Annotated in this window: 8 protein-coding genes; all 8 read left to right on the plus strand. The window is 74.0% G+C overall.

Going from position 1 to position 17,653, the window contains the following annotated elements:
- Positions 1 to 9 precede the first annotated feature (9 nt).
- Positions 10 to 4,113 carry a non-ribosomal peptide synthetase gene (locus Q4V64_RS41485; protein ID WP_124438242.1) on the plus strand — a complete coding sequence of 1,368 codons (4,104 nt, stop codon included), beginning with the start codon at positions 10 to 12 and terminating at the stop codon, positions 4,111 to 4,113.
- Positions 4,110 to 6,023: a beta-ketoacyl synthase N-terminal-like domain-containing protein gene (locus Q4V64_RS41490; protein ID WP_216377568.1), complete on the plus strand. Its 1,914-nt coding sequence runs from the start codon at positions 4,110 to 4,112 to the stop codon at positions 6,021 to 6,023. The genes Q4V64_RS41485 and Q4V64_RS41490 overlap by 4 nt, the downstream gene beginning before the upstream one ends.
- 3 nt (positions 6,024 to 6,026) lie before the next feature.
- Positions 6,027 to 11,207 carry an SDR family NAD(P)-dependent oxidoreductase gene (locus Q4V64_RS41495; protein WP_301184478.1) on the plus strand — a complete coding sequence of 1,727 codons (5,181 nt, stop codon included), beginning with the start codon at positions 6,027 to 6,029 and terminating at the stop codon, positions 11,205 to 11,207.
- Positions 11,208 to 11,299: 92 nt separating this feature from the next.
- Complete coding sequence (locus tag Q4V64_RS41500; protein WP_124438241.1) at positions 11,300 to 12,838, plus strand: ABC transporter substrate-binding protein; 1,539 nt, start codon at positions 11,300 to 11,302, stop codon at positions 12,836 to 12,838.
- A complete protein-coding gene (locus Q4V64_RS41505) occupies positions 12,835 to 13,815 on the plus strand; it encodes an ABC transporter permease (RefSeq protein WP_216377566.1) in 981 nt (326 codons plus the stop codon). Before Q4V64_RS41500 ends, Q4V64_RS41505 begins: the two co-directional genes overlap by 4 nt.
- 11 nt (positions 13,816 to 13,826) lie before the next feature.
- Positions 13,827 to 14,618, plus strand: coding sequence for an ABC transporter permease subunit (locus Q4V64_RS41510; RefSeq protein ID WP_124438240.1), 792 nt, complete (start codon positions 13,827 to 13,829; stop codon positions 14,616 to 14,618).
- The gene (locus tag Q4V64_RS41515; protein ID WP_216377565.1) at positions 14,615 to 16,267 is read left to right on the plus strand and encodes an ATP-binding cassette domain-containing protein; all 1,653 of its coding nucleotides are present in this window, start codon (positions 14,615 to 14,617) and stop codon (positions 16,265 to 16,267) included. The genes Q4V64_RS41510 and Q4V64_RS41515 overlap by 4 nt, the downstream gene beginning before the upstream one ends.
- Positions 16,257 to 17,651, plus strand: a complete 1,395-nt coding sequence (locus Q4V64_RS41520; protein WP_216377564.1) for a methyltransferase domain-containing protein — start codon at positions 16,257 to 16,259, stop codon at positions 17,649 to 17,651. Before Q4V64_RS41515 ends, Q4V64_RS41520 begins: the two co-directional genes overlap by 11 nt.
- Positions 17,652 to 17,653 lie beyond the last annotated feature (2 nt).

Genomic DNA, 17,653 nt, shown 5'->3' on the forward strand with positions numbered 1-17,653 from the left:
GGAGGCCGGATGAGTCAGCTCGTCCCCGCCGAAGGCGTCCTCGCAAGCACCATCGAATGTATCGGCGAAGTCCTCGGCATGCAGAGCGACTTGATCACGCCGGACACACCCTTGTCGGCTCTGGGCCTCGAGTCGTTCACCGCGGTACGGCTGCGGCGCCGGATCCGCGAGCGCACCGATGCCGATCTTCCCCTCACGACGTTCCTCGACGGCGCCACGGCTCAGGACGTCGCGAACCGGCTCGCCGCCGAAGTACGGCAGGCACCTGCTCAAGCACAGACCGGGAGGCCGGAGGAGGAACCGGCACCGAGCGGTACGCAGGCCGATGCCTCCGCCGGGATTCCGCCGGACGACGGCGGGCCGTTCCCCCTGACGCCCATTCAGGCGTCCTACTTCGTCGGCCGGCAGGAAGGACTGCCCCTCGGAGGGGTGGCCACCTTCTACTACTACGAGTACGACCGTGCAGCCGAGGACCCCCTCGCGGATCTCGGACGCCTGGAAGCGGCCTGGAACCGGCTGATCGAGCACCATCCGATGCTCCGCATGACCGTGGACGAACGCGGCCGACAGCGCATCCTCGCCGACGTCGGGCCCTACCGGATCGGCACCACCGACCTGCGGAACGCCTCCCCGACCGACGCCGACCTCGCGCTGTCCCGCCTTCGCCACGAGCGCTCCCACCAGGTGAGGCCGACCGGCACCTGGCCGCTCTTCGACATCCACGCGGCGCTGCTGCCGGACGGCAGGACACGGCTCCACGTCGGCGTGGACGTGCTCATCACCGATCTCGCGGGCTGGATGCTCCTGATGCGCCAGTGGGGCCGGCTCGTCACCGATCCCGCCGCACAACTTCCGGTTCCGGAAACGGACTTCGCGCGCATGCAGCGGGCCCGTACGACCGACCCGGAGTGGGCCGCACGTCGGACACGCGACCGTGCCTACTGGTCCGAGCGAGCTCCCCGGCTCCCCGACGCCCCGCGCCTTCCTGTGCTGCGCGAGCCGGAGGACACCACGCCTCCCCGGTTCGTCCGGAGCGCCGCCGCCCTCGACGCGGCGACGTGGGCCGCCGTCCGTGCCCGCAGCGCGGAATTCGGCGTCACCCCGACCGCCACCCTCCTCGCCGCCTTCGCCGCCCTGCTGGGCCGCTGGGGAGCCGGTGACCGAATAGGCCTCAACACCACCCTGTTCGACCGGCCCGAGACATCGGGTGAGGCGGCCGACGCGGTGGGCGCCTTCACCACCACCGCCCTGGTTGGCACACCTCCCTTCACGCCCGGCCGTTGGGAGGGTTTCGCGGGCTACGCCGCGGAGGTCAACCGATGTTTCTGGGAAGACCTGGACCACCGTTCCGTCTCCGGGGTGGAGGTGCTCAGGGACCACGTCCCGGTACGGAGCTCCGACACCGCTCCCGCTCCCCGTTATCCGGTGGTGTTCACCAGTGGGGTGGGTCTCTGTGGTGACGACGAGCCGCCCGCCGCGTGGATCGGCGAGGAGGTCTACGGCATCTCGCAGACCCCGCAGGTCCTTCTGGACCACATCGTGTGGGACGAGGGCGGCCGGCTCCGGCTCGCCTGGGACTGGGTCGACGGCGCGTTCCCCGCCGGTTACGTACAGGCCCTGCTCGACGCCCATGTCCGGCTGCTGAGCAGACTGGCGGAGAGCGCCGCCTGGCGGGATCCCGCTCTGGGCTGGGACCCGACCTTCCGTCCCGAGGAGCCCCTCGACGTCACGCCCTTCCCCGACGCGGGCCCTCTCCTGCACTCGCCGGTGCGGGAAGCCGCCGGACGGTACCCGCAGCGGCCCGCCCTGCACGGGGCATCCGGTGCGGTCACGCACGGCCGGCTCGCGGAGAACGCCGCCGCCACCGCCGCGCTGCTGACCGCCCATCAGGCCGGGCCCGGTGACCTCGTGGCCGTGGCCTGCGAGAAGGGCGTCGCCCAGATCACCGCCGTCCTCGGGGTCAGCGCCGCCGGGGCGGGCTACCTGCCCATCGAGCCGACGTGGCCCGACGCCCGGGTCGCCGCCGTCTGCGAACGAGCCGGTGTCCGGCACGCGCTGGTCGGCCGCGGAGTCAAGATCGCCTGGCCGCCCGGTGTCACCGTGCACCGGCTGACCGCCACGGGCAGGCCCGCACGCCGTGCCGTCCCCGAAGACCTCGTGGCCGCCAAGACGCCGAGCCCGGACGACCTCGCCTACACGCTCTTCACCTCCGGCTCCACGGGCAGCCCGAAGGGCGTGGAGATCCAGCACCGCGCGGCCCGCACCACCATCGACGACATCGTGGACCGGTTCGGCATCGGCGCCGACGACCGCGTACTCGCCCTGTCCGCCCTCAGCTTCGACCTGTCGGTCTTCGACATCTACGGCGTCCTGGGCGCGGGCGGCTCCCTGGTGCTCCCCGACCCCGCCCGGCAACGTGACCCGCAGCACTGGCTGGAACTGGCGGGACGTCACGGCGTCACCGTGTGGAACACCGCTCCGGCCCTGCTGGAGATGCTGGTCGAGTACGCGGAGCTGGAAGAGGAAGCAGCCGCCGAGGCCCTGCGCACCCTGCGCCTGGTGATGCTGTCCGGCGACTGGATCCCCCTGACCCTGCCCGAGCGGCTGCGCGGACTCGCCCCGCAGGCCGAGTTCATGAGCCTGGGCGGCGCCACCGAGGCGTCGATCTGGTCCATCACCTACCCCGTCGACCGCACCGATCCGGACTGGCGCAGCATCCCCTACGGCCGGGTCCTGCGCGGCCAGTCCTTCCACGTACTGGACGAGCAGGGTGCGCCGTGCCCGGTCGGTGAGGCCGGCGAACTGTTCATCGGCGGTGACGGGCTGGCCCGCGGCTACGCCGGCGATCCCGTCCAGAGCGCCGAGCGCTTCGCGATCCACCCGGTCCTCGGGCAGCGTCTGTATCGCACCGGTGACCTGGGCAGGTGGACGGTGGAGGGGGCCATCGAGTTCCTCGGCCGTGCCGACCGGCAGGTGAAGATCCGGGGGCATCGGATCGAGCTGGGTGAGATCGAGGCGGTGCTGGGCCGGCATCCCGGTGTGCGGCAGTGCGTCGCCTCGTCCGTGCGGGGACCTGACGGGCGGCCGCGGCTCGTCGCCCATCTGTCACCGAAGGGAACCGCCCAGGCCCCGTCTCCCGAGGACTTGGCGGCCGCGCTGCGTGAGCGGCTGCCCGAGTACATGATCCCCAGCCGGTTCGTCGTCCTGGACCAGCTGCCGGTCACCGCCAACGGCAAGATCGACCACGCGGCCCTCACGAGCCCGTACCGGGAACAGGAGGTCCTGAGCGACGGCCGGTCCGCGACCGCGGAACCCGTGGTCGCCGCCGAGCCGAGGTCCGCGGCGGACGTGCCGTCGCAGGAGACCGGCACGGGGTGGGCCGCCGCGGCGCTCGACGAGGCCGCCGCGCTCGGGCTCGAAGCCGCGATCGTCCTCAGGCCCGGCGGGCTTCCCCCCGACCAGGCGCTGGAGGCGACCGCGAACTGGCTGCGACGCGTGCGGCAACTGGCCGGGCCGTCCCGCCTCGAGCCACGGCTCGCCGCCGGGGGACTGGCCGAGATCGTCCACCGTCCGGCTGCCCCGGGCACGGCAGTCGCCGGACCGGTCCCTTCCCCGGGCACGGCAGTCGCCGGACCGGTCCCTTCCCCGGGCGCCACGGTCTCCATCGTCCCTGCCGAACTCGTGCGGGACGCCACCGTCTCCGTTCCGCCTGCCGCGCAACATGCCGACCCGGTGCGGGACCAGACCGTGCTCGACGAAGTCACGTCCGTCTTCGCGGATCTCACCGGAAGCCCGGTCCAGGCGGACAGCACCTTCACGGCCCTGGGCGCGACCTCGCTCACCCTGGTTCTGGCACATCGCCGGCTCCGCCAGGGCATCGCCCCACGCCTGGCGCTGGGCGACATGTTCGCGCACGCCGGCGTCGGCTCACTCGCCGCCCGGATCGGCGAACTGCACGCGCAGGCATCGCACACCCGAGCACGCGCCCCGCAGCCCCGGGGCGGCGCGAGCCGAACGGCGCCCTCGGCCACCGGTGACGCCGACCTCGTACCCCAGACACGCCGGGCCTCGCGGGTCGCCGCGCGTGCCCTTGCCCGGGAGACCGCCGGATGACCCAGTCCCCTGAACAGAGCCGTCCGTCCGAACAGAGCTGTACGTCCGAACAGAGCCACCCGCCGCGGACGGTGGACCGGGGAGACGACGAACTGATCGCCGTCACCGCCCTCGACTGCCGTTTCCCGGGTGCCCCCGACACCGAGTCCTTCTGGGACCTGCTCGTGGCGGGACGCAGCGGGCTGACCCGGCAGACCGAGCGGGAACTCGCCGAGAGCGGTCTGCCGGCCCGGCTGCGGCGCCACCCGGCGCATGTGCCGGTGAGCGCGCTGATCGCCGGCCAGGACCTGTTCGACCCGGAGCCGTTCGGGCTCACCGATGCCGAGGCCGCCCTGATGGATCCTCAGCAGAGGCTGTTCCTGGAGGCGTGCCGGCGGGCGCTGGAACGGGCCGGACACGGATCGGGCGTCGGGGCGGGCGCCGTGGGAATCTTCGCCGGTGCCGCCCACAGCGACTACCTGACGCGTCACCTCGCCCGCCGCTACGCCGACTCCGCCGCCGACCCGGTGGGCAGTCTCCAGGCGGCGATCTCGGGCGTCGGCGACTACCTGCCGCTGCACGTCGCCCACCGGCTGGCCCTCACCGGACCGGCGATCTCGGTCGGCACCGCCTGCTCCACCTCGCTCGTGGCGGTCCATCTGGCGGCGCAGTCCCTGCTGGCGGGGGAGTGCGACACCGCCCTGGCCGGCGGCTCCTCACTGATCGTTCCGCAGGGCCGGGGCTACCTCCACGTCCCCGACGGCATCTTCTCCGTCGACGGGCGGGTACGTCCGTTCTCCGCGGAGGGCACCGGCATCGTGCACAGCCAGGGGGTGGGCGTCGCCGTACTGCGCCGCCTGGCGGACGCCCTCGCCGACGGGGACCCGGTCCTCGCCGTCCTGCACGGGTCCGCGGTGAACAACGACGGCGGGGACCGTACCGGTTTCACGGCGCCGTCCCCGCGCGGACAGGCACGCGCGATCTCCGAGGCCCTCGCCCTCGCCGGCGCCACACCGAGGATGATCAGTTACGTCGAGGCCCACGGAACCGCCACCCGACTCGGTGACGTGGTCGAACTCGCGGCCCTGAAGAAGGTCTTCGGCGAGACCGGCCCCGCGTGGTGCGCCCTCGGCTCCGTCAAGAGCAACATCGGGCACGCCAACTCGGCGGCCGGCATCGCCGGATTCGCCGGATTCGCCAAGACGGTGCTCGCGCTGCACCACGGCGTCCTTCCCCCCTCCCTCGGCGCCCTGCCCCTGAACCCCGATCTCGAACTGGAGAACTCCCCGTTCACCGTGCCGCACCAGGCCGACCCGTGGGCGGGACCGCGCTACGCGGGCGTCAGCTCCTTCGGTATAGGCGGCACCAATTGCCACGTGGTGCTGGGCAGTGCGCCGCAGCGCGCCATGGCCCCCGCGGACGGCCGCCCCCAGCTGGTCCTGCTGTCCGCACATCGCGACGACGCCCTGGAACGTCTGGCCGACGCCACGGCCACCGCCCTGGACCAGCGGGACGCCGACACGGCCGACGCCGCGTACACCCTGCACACCGGCCGCGAAGAACAGGCCCACCGGACCGCCGCGGTGCTCGGTGAGACACCCGGCGACACGCACCGCGTCCTCACCTCCGCACCTCGCCGCGCCGTCCCGCCCACCAGGCCGAGGATCGTCTTCGCCTTCCCCGGCGGCGGCGCCCAGTACCCGGGCATGGGTCGTGAACTCCTCACCGAGGAGCCCGAGTTCGCCCGCACGGTGGAGGAGTGTGCGGCGCTCTTCGCCGGGCGTGGCGACGGCACCGGCTCCGGACTCGTCCCGCTCCTGGCCGCGGCCCCCTCGGACCAGGAGGCCGTCAGGCTGCTGCGGGATCCGGTGCAGGGACTCCCGGCGCTGTTCACCGTCTCGCTCGCCACGGCACGCACCCTGCGCGCCTAGGGCATCGAGGCGGACGCGCTCATCGGCCACAGCCTCGGCGAATACGCCGCCGCCGTCGCGGCCGGAGCCCTTCGGCTGGCCGATGCCGTCGCCCTGGTCGACGTACGCTCCCGCGGTATGTCCCGCACCGCGGGCGGCGGCGCCATGCTGACCGTCGCGCTGCCCGAGGACCAGGTCGTGAAGCTGCTCGGCGACCATCCGGACCTGGACCTGGCCGCGGTGAACGCGCCGCGGTCCTGCGTGGTCTCCGGACCCGCCGAGGCGGTGACCGCGCTCGAGCGCCGGCTGGCCGCCGAGAGCGTCCACACCGCACGGCTCCACCTGGACGCGGCCGCCCACTCGCGGCTGGTCGACCCGGTGCTGCCGGCGCTGCGCGCCGCCGCCGAGACGACCGTACCCGGCGTTCCGGCCGTGCCGCTCGCCACGACGCTCACCGGACAGCTGCTGCTGACCCCGCCCGGGGCCGAGCACTGGGTGCCCCATCTGCGGTCGGTCGTCAGGTTCTCCGACGCCCTGACCACCGCGCTCGGCACCGGACCGGCGGTCGTGGTCCAAGTGGGTCCCGGCAGCGGCCTGTTGCAGCTCGTCCGCCAGCACGGGGCGGCGAACGTCGTCGCCACCCTGCCCACCGTGCCGGGGCGCGACGAGCGCCGCGGAGCACGGGCCGCCCTGCTCACGGCCGCGGGCGAACTGTGGACCCACGGCGTCCGGCTCGACCCCGACGCCCTTCACCGGCCCGGCAGGCGCCGGATCGACCTGCCCGGTGTGCCCTTCGACCGGCGGCGCCTGTGGATCGACGAGCCCGACGACGTACGGCCCGGTCACTCGGCCATGCCGTACGCGACCACTGCCGAGCCCGACGAGGAGGAGCCGTTCCAGGTGCCGGTGTGGCACCGGACGCCACCCGTCGACGCACCCCCGCGACTGGAGGGCCGCTGGCTCGTCGAAGGCCACCCGGACTCCCCGCTGCTGAGCGAGGTCCGCGCGGAACTCGCGGCCGCCGGCGCCCGGCCCGTCACCCTCGCGCAGGCAGCCGCCGAACCGTCCCTGCCCTGTGCGGGCCTGGTCCTGGTCGACACGCACGGCGAGGACCACGAGGACCACGAGGACGCCGAGGACGGCGAGGACGGCGAGGACACGGACGACCGGGCCCACCAGGAGGCGTCCGCCGATCCGGCCGACCGGGTCACCGAATCGGTGCTGCGGTACGCGCGGCTCGCCCGGGCCGCCGCCCCATGGGCCGGCAGCACGTGTCTGCTCCATGTCAGTGCCGGCGCGCACCATCTGGAAAGCGGCGACCGCCCGATACCGGAGGGCGCCGCCTCGCTGGCCGTGCCCCGCGTCCTCGCCCAGGAGTTTCCAGGACTGCGCTGGCGCACCCTCGACCTTCCGGCCGGACCGGTGCGCGGCGAGGACGTTCGGCGGGTGTGTGCGGAGGCAGGTGCCCTCGCTCAGGGCGAGCCGAGCGGTGTGGAGGTCGCGTACCGCGGCGGACACCGCTGGGTCCGCGGCGTCACGCCCTGGCACCCCACGGCATCCGAACAGGCGCGGCCCGGCGGAACCGCCCTCGTGATCGGCGGACTCGGCGACGTCGGCATGGCCCTGTCCGCCCATCTCGTGCGCAACGGCTGGCGGGTCGTGGTCACCGGCCGCGACGGACTGCCCTCCGACCCGGCGCCGGGAACCCCGCAGGCCGAGCGGGCCGAGGCGGTACGACGGCTGCGGGCGGACGGCGTCGAACTGGACGTACGGGCCGTCGACGCGGCGGACCCGGACGCCACGGCCGCCCTTCTGCGGAACGTGTCACAGCAGTACGGGCCGCTCGACCTGGTGGTGCACGCGGCCGGTGTCGTGGCCTCGGCCGCGGTGACCCCGCTGCGCGCCGTGGAGCCGGAGACCGTGCGAGCGCACGCCCGGGCGAAGGTGTCGGCGGCGATGGCGCTGCGGTCCGCCCTGCGCGGGCTGCCGGACGACCTGCGCCCCGCGAACGTCCTGCTGATGTCGTCGGCCACCACCTTCGTCGGCGGCCTGGGGCTGGCCCCGTACGCCGCGGCCAACCGCTTTCTCGACGCCTTGGCCGAACGGGAGGACGCCGAACGGAGGGACTCCGGCGAGCGCTGGATCAGCGTGGCCTGGGACGGCTGGCGGATCGGCCCCGGCGGCACCGAACGGGTCGTCGCCTCACGCCACTCGATCGGTCTGCGGGACGGTATGCGCTCCGTGGACCGGCTGCTCAGCCTCACCGAGGAGAGCCGCGCACCCGCGTCCCTGGCGGTTTCTCCGGCGGATCTGGCCGGCCGTACCGCGGGCGTCCCGACCGTCGCACCGGGCCGAAAGCCGCCGGGCAGCACCCCGCGGCAGGGAGGATCCGCGCCCCGGGGCGCGGCCGAGGAAGTGCTCGCCGCTCTGTGGTCCGAGCTGCTCGGCTTCACCGTGACCGACCGCGACGCCGACTTCTTCGCCCTCGGCGGTCATTCCCTGCTGGCCACCCGCATGCTGGCCAGGTTGCGCGACGAACGGGGAGCCGGACTACGTCTGCAGGACCTTCTGACGCGTCCCACGGTGGCGGCACTCGCCCCCCTGATACCCGCGCCCGGCGGCGACGACGAGCCAGAAGTGCCGGCCGTACCGACTGAGACCGAAATCCGCACCGCACCGAAGCAACCGACCGGTGCCGCGGGCGAGTTCCCGCTCACCCGGGTGCAGCACGCCTACTGGGTCGGCGGCTCGGGAGGCTACCGGCTGGGAGACGTGCCCTGCTCGTTCCACCTGGAGTACGACTGCCCCGGCCTGGACACCGCGCGCTACGAGGAGGCGTGGAACCGTGTGATCGCCCGCCACCCGATGCTCCGCGCCGTCATCTCCCCCGAGGGACGCAACCGGGTGCTGGACCGGGTGCCCCGCTACCGCATCCGGGTCCAGGACCTGAGCGCGCTGGGCGAGGAGGAGCGCGCACACAAGCTCGAACAGATCCGTACCCGCCTGGTGCGCCGGGAGCCGCGTCCCGGGCGCTGGCCACTGGTCGACATCAGGGCGGCCCGCCTGCCCGGCGACGTCGTGCGCCTGTTCGTCAACGTGGACGTCCTCGTGTGCGACACCGCCAGCTACCTGATCTGGGACCGCGAACTGTGCGCCCTGTACCGGGACCCGGAACTCCGGCTCCCGCCGGTACGCACCACGTTCGCCGAGTGCGTGGCCGCGCTGGAACAGCGCGCCGAGTCCCCGGAACGCGCCCGCGCAGCGGCCTACTGGCGGGCGCGGATCGACAGCCTGCCCGGTGCGCCCGCGCTGCCGCTGCGCGCCCCGGAGGCCGATGCGCGTCCCCGCTTCGGGCGCCGCAGCGCACGGCTCGAACCGGACGACTGGGCGTCGCTCAAGGCCGAGGCGGCCCGGCGCGGCCTGACCCCGACCGCCGTCCTGCTCGCCGCGTACGGGGACGCTCTCGCCGACTGGTCGGGTCAGGACAGATTCGCCCTCACACTCACTCTGTTCGACCGGCCCTCCGATCTGCCCGGCGCGGACGAGGCCGTCGGCGACTTCACCTCCCTGATGCTCCACACGGTGGACCGGTCGAACGACACCTCCTTCGCCGATGCGGCCACCCGTGCGCAGCGCTCGCTCTTCGAGGATCTGGACCACCGGGAGTTCTCCGCGCTGGAGTTGCTCGCCGAGAAGTCCACCCGCACCGGGCGCACCGAATCCGTGCCCGTCGTGTTCACCAGCGCCCTGGGCCTGTCCGGTCCGCTCGGCGGCGGCCACGACCTGGACTGGGCCGGCACTGCGGTGTACGGGGTGAGCAGTACCCCGCAGACCTGGCTGGACCATCAGGTCCTCGAACAGCACGGCGCGCTGCTGCTCCAGTGGGACGTGCTGGAGAGCGAGTTGCCCGCCGACGAGGCGGACAGGGCGTTCGCCTCGTACGTCGCACGCATACGCCGCCTGGCACAGGGGCGGGCGGCCTGGGAAGCCGGCACGAGGCGGACGGCGGGTGCGGACCCGGGCGGGCGGCAGGCGCCCGCCACCCCGGAACCGCGCGCGGCGACGCGGCCGCCCAGGCGGCAGCCGTCTGGTCCCGCCTTCCTGAACAGCCCCGATGACCTAGCGCCCCGGCAGGCAACGTTCGCCCCGTCGCGACGCCCGGCACGCTCCCCCACTGCCCTAAAGGCGTGGGAGGTGCCCCCACTCGCCGCACCGGCCGAAAGCCCAAGTACGTCCAGTACGAGGGCTTCCGGCCGGCACGGCGAGAGCACGCACCGGACGCCGCTCCTTGACGGGCGAACGTTGCCTGCCGGGGCACTAGACACCGCACTGCTCCTGCGCGACGGCAACACCGACCGGCCGCTGTTCCTGGTCCACCCCTCCGGCGGCGACGTGCTGTGCTACGGCGAACTGGCCAGGCTCCTCACGGACGGGCGGCGCGTCGTGGCGCTCGCCGATCCGGAACTGACCGGAGGAACGGCCGCCGAGGACATCGCGGGTATGGCCGACCAATATCTGGCCGCCCTGCGCCCGTACCAGGCGAACGGCCCCTACCTCCTGGGCGGCTGGTCCATGGGCGGCACCCTCGCCCATGCCATGGCCTGCGAACTGGCACGTCGGGGAGAGCGCACCGATCTCCTCCTGATGATCGACTCCAATGTGCCGGACCGCATCACGCCGCTCGGCGGAGCGGGACCCGACGAGGACGCGGCGATCGCGGCCGTGCGCTATCTGCGGTCGCTGGAGGCGTTCCTCGACATGGACCTCGGCCTCGGTCAGGACGAAGCCGACCGGCTGCTCCGTACGCCGTCCTCGGCTGCCCGGTCGGTGGTGGCCGCACGGCTGCGCGAGGCCGGCCTGGTCGGGCCGCGAGAGACCGCCGAGGTACGCCTGGGAGTCTTCGAACGCCACCTCCGTGCCCTGGGCGATCACCGGGCGGGTCGGCTCGCCGACCCCGGCACCCGGTTGCTGCTGTTCCGCGCCACCCAGCCGTCCCCGAGCAACGCCGGAGTCGGCATGGGAGTCGACGACGCCCCCGACCTCGCCTGCCTGGGCTGGCGGCCCCATGTGTCCGGCCCGGTCGACGACGTGGCCGTCGACGGACACCACTACTCGCTGCTGACCGGGCCGGCGGCAGCCCGGATCGCCGCCCTGACCGACCGGGCGCTCGCCGCCGTATCCGCCGGGCCGCTCCGCAAGCGCTGAGCCGGCCGGCCGCGTCGGACATCCGCCTCCTCACACCGAAAGCACGGAAACGAACGATGAGACTCAACGCGCCCACGCGCACACACCAATCCATGCCTGTCACCCGGCGCGCCGTCCTCGCCGTGACCGCGGCAGGGGCCCTGCTGCTGACCGGATGCTCGTCGTCCGACAGCCCCGGTGACGCCGCCGCACCCACGGGCAAGCCCGTCGACGGCGGCACCCTCCGCTACGCCGTGACCGGCTCGCCCGCCACGGCGAGCAACGACCCGCACGGCGGTCTCGGCAACGAATCCGACCTGCTGCGCTTCGCCCTCGCCTACGACGTGCTGACCGTCCCCGGCAAGGACGGCGAGCCCAAGCCGCGACTGGCCGTCTCCTGGAAACCGAACAAGGCCATGAACCGCTGGACGTTCACGCTCCGGGACGACGCGCGGTTCACCGACGGCCGCCCGGTACGAGCCGCCGACGTCCTGTACTCCCTGCGGCGCATCGCGGACAAGGCGGCCGAGAACTACGGCCGGCTCGCCGACTTCGACATGAAGGCGTCCAGCGCCAAGGGCGACCACACCGTGGTCCTGGCCACCCGCGCGCCCATGGCCCAGGCGGCCAAGGCCCTGGAATCCGTCAGCTTCGTCGTGCCCGAGGGCACGAAGGACTTCTCGAAGACGGTCCCCGGCTCAGGCCCCTTCAAGGTGCGGACCTCCGGGGCACAGACGGCAGTACTGGTCCGCAACGACCGCTGGTGGGGTTCGCGCCCGCACCTGGACCGCATCGAGATCCAGGCCGTCGCCGACCCGCAGGCCCGCGCCAACGCCGTCACCTCGGGGCAGGCCGATGTCGCCGGAAGCGTGAGCCCCGCCGCCGTCAAGAGCGCGGGCAACAGCGGCGGCCTGAAGGTCGTACGGCGCAAGGGCGTCACCGAGTACCCGTTCATCATGCGGATGGACACCAAGCCCTTCGACGATCCGCGGGTCCGGGAGGCGTTCCGTCTGGCCACGGACCGCAAGGCGCTCGTCGACACGGTCTTCCTCGGCTACGGGCAGATCGCGAACGACCTGCCCACCCCGTACGACCCCTCCTACCCCGGCGACCTGCCGCAGCGCGGCCGCGATGTCACGAAGGCCAGGGAACTTCTCCAACAGGCGGGCCACGCCGACGGGTTGACCATCACCCTGCACACCACGACCGCTTACCCCGGCATGGACACCGCGGCCACGCTGTACGCGCGGCAGCTGTCCGAGATCGGTGTGAAGGCCGAGGTCGAGGTCGAACCGGCCGACACTTACTGGACCGCCGTCTACGCCAAGAAGGCGTTCTACACCGGCTACTACGGCGGCATCTCCTTCCCCGACCTGGCGCGGGTCGGCCTGCTCTCCACCTCCCCGACCAACGAGATCGCCTGGAAGAACAAGAAGTTCGACGCCGGCTTCACCCAGGCCATGGGAACGCTCGACACCGACCGGCGCAACACCCTGCTCGCCGGCATCCAGCGGGACCTGTGGAAGGACGGCGGCTACGTCGTGTGGGGCACCGGCGACGGGCTGGACCTCGCGGCCCGCGGCGTGGCCGGACTGCCCGACGGCCCCGGTTTCCAGCGGATGTTCATCGACCAGGTGTGGATGGCGAAGTGACCCTCCGCCCGTCTCCGCGCCCGTATCTGCGCCCGGTCCTGCTGACCGTGGCGGCGACGGCCGTCGTCTTCACCGCCACCGAGCTGCTGCCCGGCGACGCGGGCGACCTCCGGCGCGCGGGACGGGCGTCCGAGCAGGACATCGCGGACGAGCGCGACCGGCTCGGCCTCGACCGGCCGGCCGCGGTCCGATATCTCGACTGGCTGTACGGTGCCGTCCGCGGCGATCTCGGACGGTCCCTGGTGAGCGGCCGCACGGTGACCGGCCTCTTCGCCGAGCGGCTTCCGGCCACGGCCGCCCTCGTCGTCTTCGCGCTGGCCGTCACCGCGCTGCTGACGACGGCTGCCCTGACCGTCGCGTTTCTGCGCGGCGGTCGCGGTGGTGCCCTCGCGACCGGGCTGGCCGCCGTACCGCAGTCGGTCCACGCGGCCGTACTCGGCACGGTCTTCGCCGGGATCCTGGGCTGGCTGCCGGCGGTCTCCCTGCTACCGCCCGGCGGTTCGCCGTTCGCCGCGCCCCAGGCGCTGGTGCTGCCCGGCGTCACTCTGGCGCTGCCCTCGGCGGCGTACGCCACCGCGCTGCTGCGGGGCACGCTCGTCGACACCCTGCGCCGGCCCCATGTGAGCGACGCCCGCATGCGCGGCGTGCCGCCGGCCCTCGTCCTGGTCCGGCACGTCCTGCCCTTCCTGCTGGTTCCGGCGCTGCGGGTGACGGCTCTGGTGGCCGGCGGACTGATGGCCGGTACGGCTCTGGTGGAGACGATGTTCGGCTGTCCCGGCACCGGCAGCCTGCTGGTGTCCGCGGTCGCCGTGCGCGACGTACCCGTGGTGCAGGCCGCCGCGCTGCCTCCTGTCGTCGTCCTGCTGCTGTGCATGCTCGTCGCCGACCGCCTGGCCGTGCGCCACTCGGGGCGGAGCGGTTCCACCGGTCACGGCAGGGGCCCGGCCGTCGCGGCGGCTGTCGGAGGGCGAGCCTGATGCGCTCCTTCATGACCGGCCCCGTTGCCGCCGCCCCGGTCACCGCAGGGGCCATCGCACTCCTGGTACTGCTGGGCCGATACGCCGCCCCGCACGACCCGGAACAGCAGATCGGCCCACCTTGGTCACCGCCGGACTCGGCGGCTCCCCTGGGGACGGACGGCCTCGGACGCGACGTGCTGTCGCGGGTGCTGCACGGGGGCACCGAACTGCTGACCGTCTCGCTGCTCGCCGCGGTGGTGGCCGTGAGCTGCGGCACCGTGCTCGGCCTGGCCGCCGGGTGGGCGGGCGGGCCCACCGCCCGCGCGGTGGCCTGGCTGTGCGACCTGCTGCTCGCGGTTCCCGCCCTCGTCCTCGCCCTGGTGCTGGCCGTCGCACTGCCGGGCGGGACGGCGGTGGTGGTGGCGTCCGTGCTCAGCGGCACGCCGCTCACCGCCCGTGTGGTGGCCGGCGAATCGGCGCGGCTGCGCACCAGCGGCCATGTGCACGCGGCCCTGGAGCGGGGCGAGACGGCACCGTCCGTCCTCGCCCGCGAGGTGCTGCCCGCACTGCGCGGTCTGGTGACGGCCGACGCCGGACTCCGGCTGGTGACCGCCCTGCAGATCGCGGCGGCGCTCGCCGTACTGGGGCTGGGGCCCCAGCCGCCGGAGGCCGACTGGGCGCTGATGCTCAGCGAGAACCTTCCGGGTGCCTCGCTCAACCCGGTGGCGCTGCTGGCGCCCGCCGTGCTGCTGGCCGGCTGTGCCTGGGCCCTGGCCGCCGCGGCACACCGGGCAGGGCCGGGAAGGGACGGACGCCCATGACCACCATGACCAGCCCAGAGCGCGAATCACCGCTGCTCGCGGCGGACGGGCTGACCGTGCACCGGGCGGCGGACGGTGCCCTCGTCCTGCCGCCGACCGATCTGCGGGCCGAATCCGGACAGGTCGTCGTCATCACCGGGCCCTCCGGCGCAGGCAAGACCACTTTGCTGCACGCTCTCCTCGACACCCTCCCGGCGGGGTTGCGCCGGTCCGCCGGCACCGTGCGCTGGCAGGGCACGCTCCTGAAGAAAGGCCGCTCCGCCCGGAAATGGCGCCGTATCCGGTGCGGCCTGCTGGGCCAGGACCCCGGCGCCGCGCTGCATCCGCTGTGGCGCGTCGGACGCCTGATCGGCGAGGACCTCGTCGGCGACCGCGACGCCCGCGCGGCACGCGTCGCCGAGCAACTCGACCTCCTGGGGCTGCCGCCCGAGATCCTCTCGCGCCGCGCGGGCGAACTCTCCGGTGGCCAGGCCCAGCGGGTGGCGCTGGCCCGCGCGCTCGTCGCGGACCCGGCTCTCCTCGTCCTCGACGAGCCCACATCGGCCATGGACCCGGCCACGGCGGCCCTGGTGAGGCGGGCCGTCGCGGCCCGGCGCGGCTCACCGGGCCGCTGCGTGGTCCTGGTGACCCACGACGAGCGCCTCTTCGGCGAACTGGCGGACGTCACCGTCCGCGTCGCACCGGCCGTTGTGCCCCGCGCGCCGTTGGAGGCCGGCCGGCCTGGACCGGGCGTGCTCCCCACGCGGTCGCATGCCGACCCCGGCGATCCTCTGGCCGCGTCCTCGCCCCTCGTGGAGGACGGTTCCCACACTCAGGCGCCTTCCGTGGCCGAGCGCGCCGAGAGGCAACGGGCGCGCCGCGTCACCGCAGCGCCCCGGCAGACCATGGCCCTCTCCGCCCGGGGCCTGCTGCTGACCACCCCTGATGGCGCGGTACTGCTGGAGGACTGCGATCTCGACCTGCCCGCCGGAAGCGCGACCGCCGTGGTCGGGACCTCGGGCGTCGGCAAGACGACGTTGCTGCACGCCCTCGTGGGCCGCCGCCCCGCGGCCGCCGGGACGCTGCTGCTGCACGGCACGCCGTTGCCGGCCGCCACCCGGCACCGCGGCCGGGACCAGCTGCGCGCCGTGCAGCTCGCCGGACAGAGCGCCGTCGACGAACTCAACCCCGCCCAGCGAGTGGGCCGGGCCGTGGCCCGACCGCTGACCGTGCTGCACGGCCTGGACCGGGCCGCCGCCCTGGCCGAGGCCCAGGCGGTGCTGGCGGCCGTCGGGCTGCCGCCCGGCATCGCGGCCCGTCGCCCGCACATGCTCTCCGGCGGCCAGCGGCAGAGGGCTGTTCTCGCCCGGGCGCTGGCCGCGCGCCCCGACGTACTGCTGCTCGACGAACCCACCGCCTCCCTCGACCCCGACACCGCCCGGTCCGTGCTCGACCTGCTGGACCGAAGGCGCGAGACAGGGACCGCGATCCTGGCCGTCACCCACGACCCGGCCGTGGCCGCCCGCGCGGACGAAGTGCTGGCGCTGCGGGACGGCCACCTCCTCGCGATTCCCCCGGATTCCCTCGGCCCTCCGGTTCCTTCCGCCCACCTGCCCGCCGCGCCCGCGCGCCCCAGCACCGAACGAACGGAGCCTCCCGTTGTCCGATGAAGCGACCACCGACACCACCACCGACGCAGCGCAGATCACCGCTCTGATCGCCGACCACCCCTGGGTGGCCGACGCCCGCCCCGCACCCGACGGAGTCCTGCTGGTCACCCCCCATCCGAGCGCGACAGCCGTTCTTCCGGCGCCGGGACCCCTGGTCCGCGAGCACCTCGCGCACTGGGCGGAGGTGTACGAATGGGTGTACGAGACGGGTGAGGGCCGGCACGCCGACGACCTGGACCTGTCCGGCTGGCGCTCCTCCGACACCGGAAAGCCGCTGCCGGCCGCCCATATGCGTGACTGGGTCGACCGCACGGTCGATCTCGTCCTCGCCCAGCGGCCCCGTCGGCTGCTGGAACTCGGTTGCGGTACCGGCCTGTTGGCCCACCGGCTGCACCCGCGGCTGGACGGCTATGTCGGCACCGACGTGACCGAGGTGGCGGTCGCCCGGCTGCACGCCGCCGGACTGCCCCGTACCGCCTTCGTGCGCGCCGCCGCGCACGAGGCACAGGCGTCCGCGGTCCGGCAGGCGATGGACCGGGTGTTCGGCCCCGGCATACGTCCCGACTGCGTCCTGCTGAACTCCGTCACCCAGTGCTTCCCCAACCTCGTGTACCTGACGGCGTTCCTGCACCACGCGCTGGCCGCGGTCGAGGACGGCGGCACGGTGATCGTCGGCGACATCCGCCACGCCGGGCTGCTCGAAGACCACTTCGGCCGGGTGGAGAGGGCTCGCGATCCCGAAGCGGCCGACGCGGACATCGCCGCGCGGGTGGCCTCGGCCGTGGCGGGGGACGAGGAACTGTCGTTCGCCCCGGAAGCCGTGCACGAGATCCTGGCCGCCGAGCCCCGGACCGTCCGGATGAGCGTCCACGCCCGCACGATGGCCCAGGACACAGAACTCACCCGGTACCGCTACGACCTCGTCCTGCATGTCGGCCCCGCCTCCGGCCTCCCGGACGCGCCCGAGGTGCGCCGGCTGCCCTGGCAGGGGCTCGCGGGCCAGGAGCTGCCGACGGTTCTGCGAGCGGCGCTGGCACCCGGGCCCGCCATCCTGCACAGCATCCCCAACGCCCTCCTCGTGGCGGACCCGGACGCCGTCACCCCCTACGACCTGCGACAGGCACTGGCCGGTACGGACGCCGCCGTGCTGCTCGACTCCGGCGACCCCCGGATGCTCGCCGTGGCCGCGCCCGCCGACCGCGCCACCGCTGCCTCCCACGGCCCGGTTCGGGCACCGGTCGGCCGCCTGGCCCACGAGCCGCTGCCCGCGTTCGTACGGCGCCGGCTGCCGGAAATACTGCGCGACCATCTCCGCCGTACCGCACCCGGCACGGTACCGCCGAGGATCGTGGTGGACGACGCGTCGGCGGCGCGGACGCGATGAGG

It is taken from the genome of Streptomyces sp. NL15-2K (assembly GCF_030551255.1).
Lineage (GTDB): Bacteria > Actinomycetota > Actinomycetes > Streptomycetales > Streptomycetaceae > Streptomyces.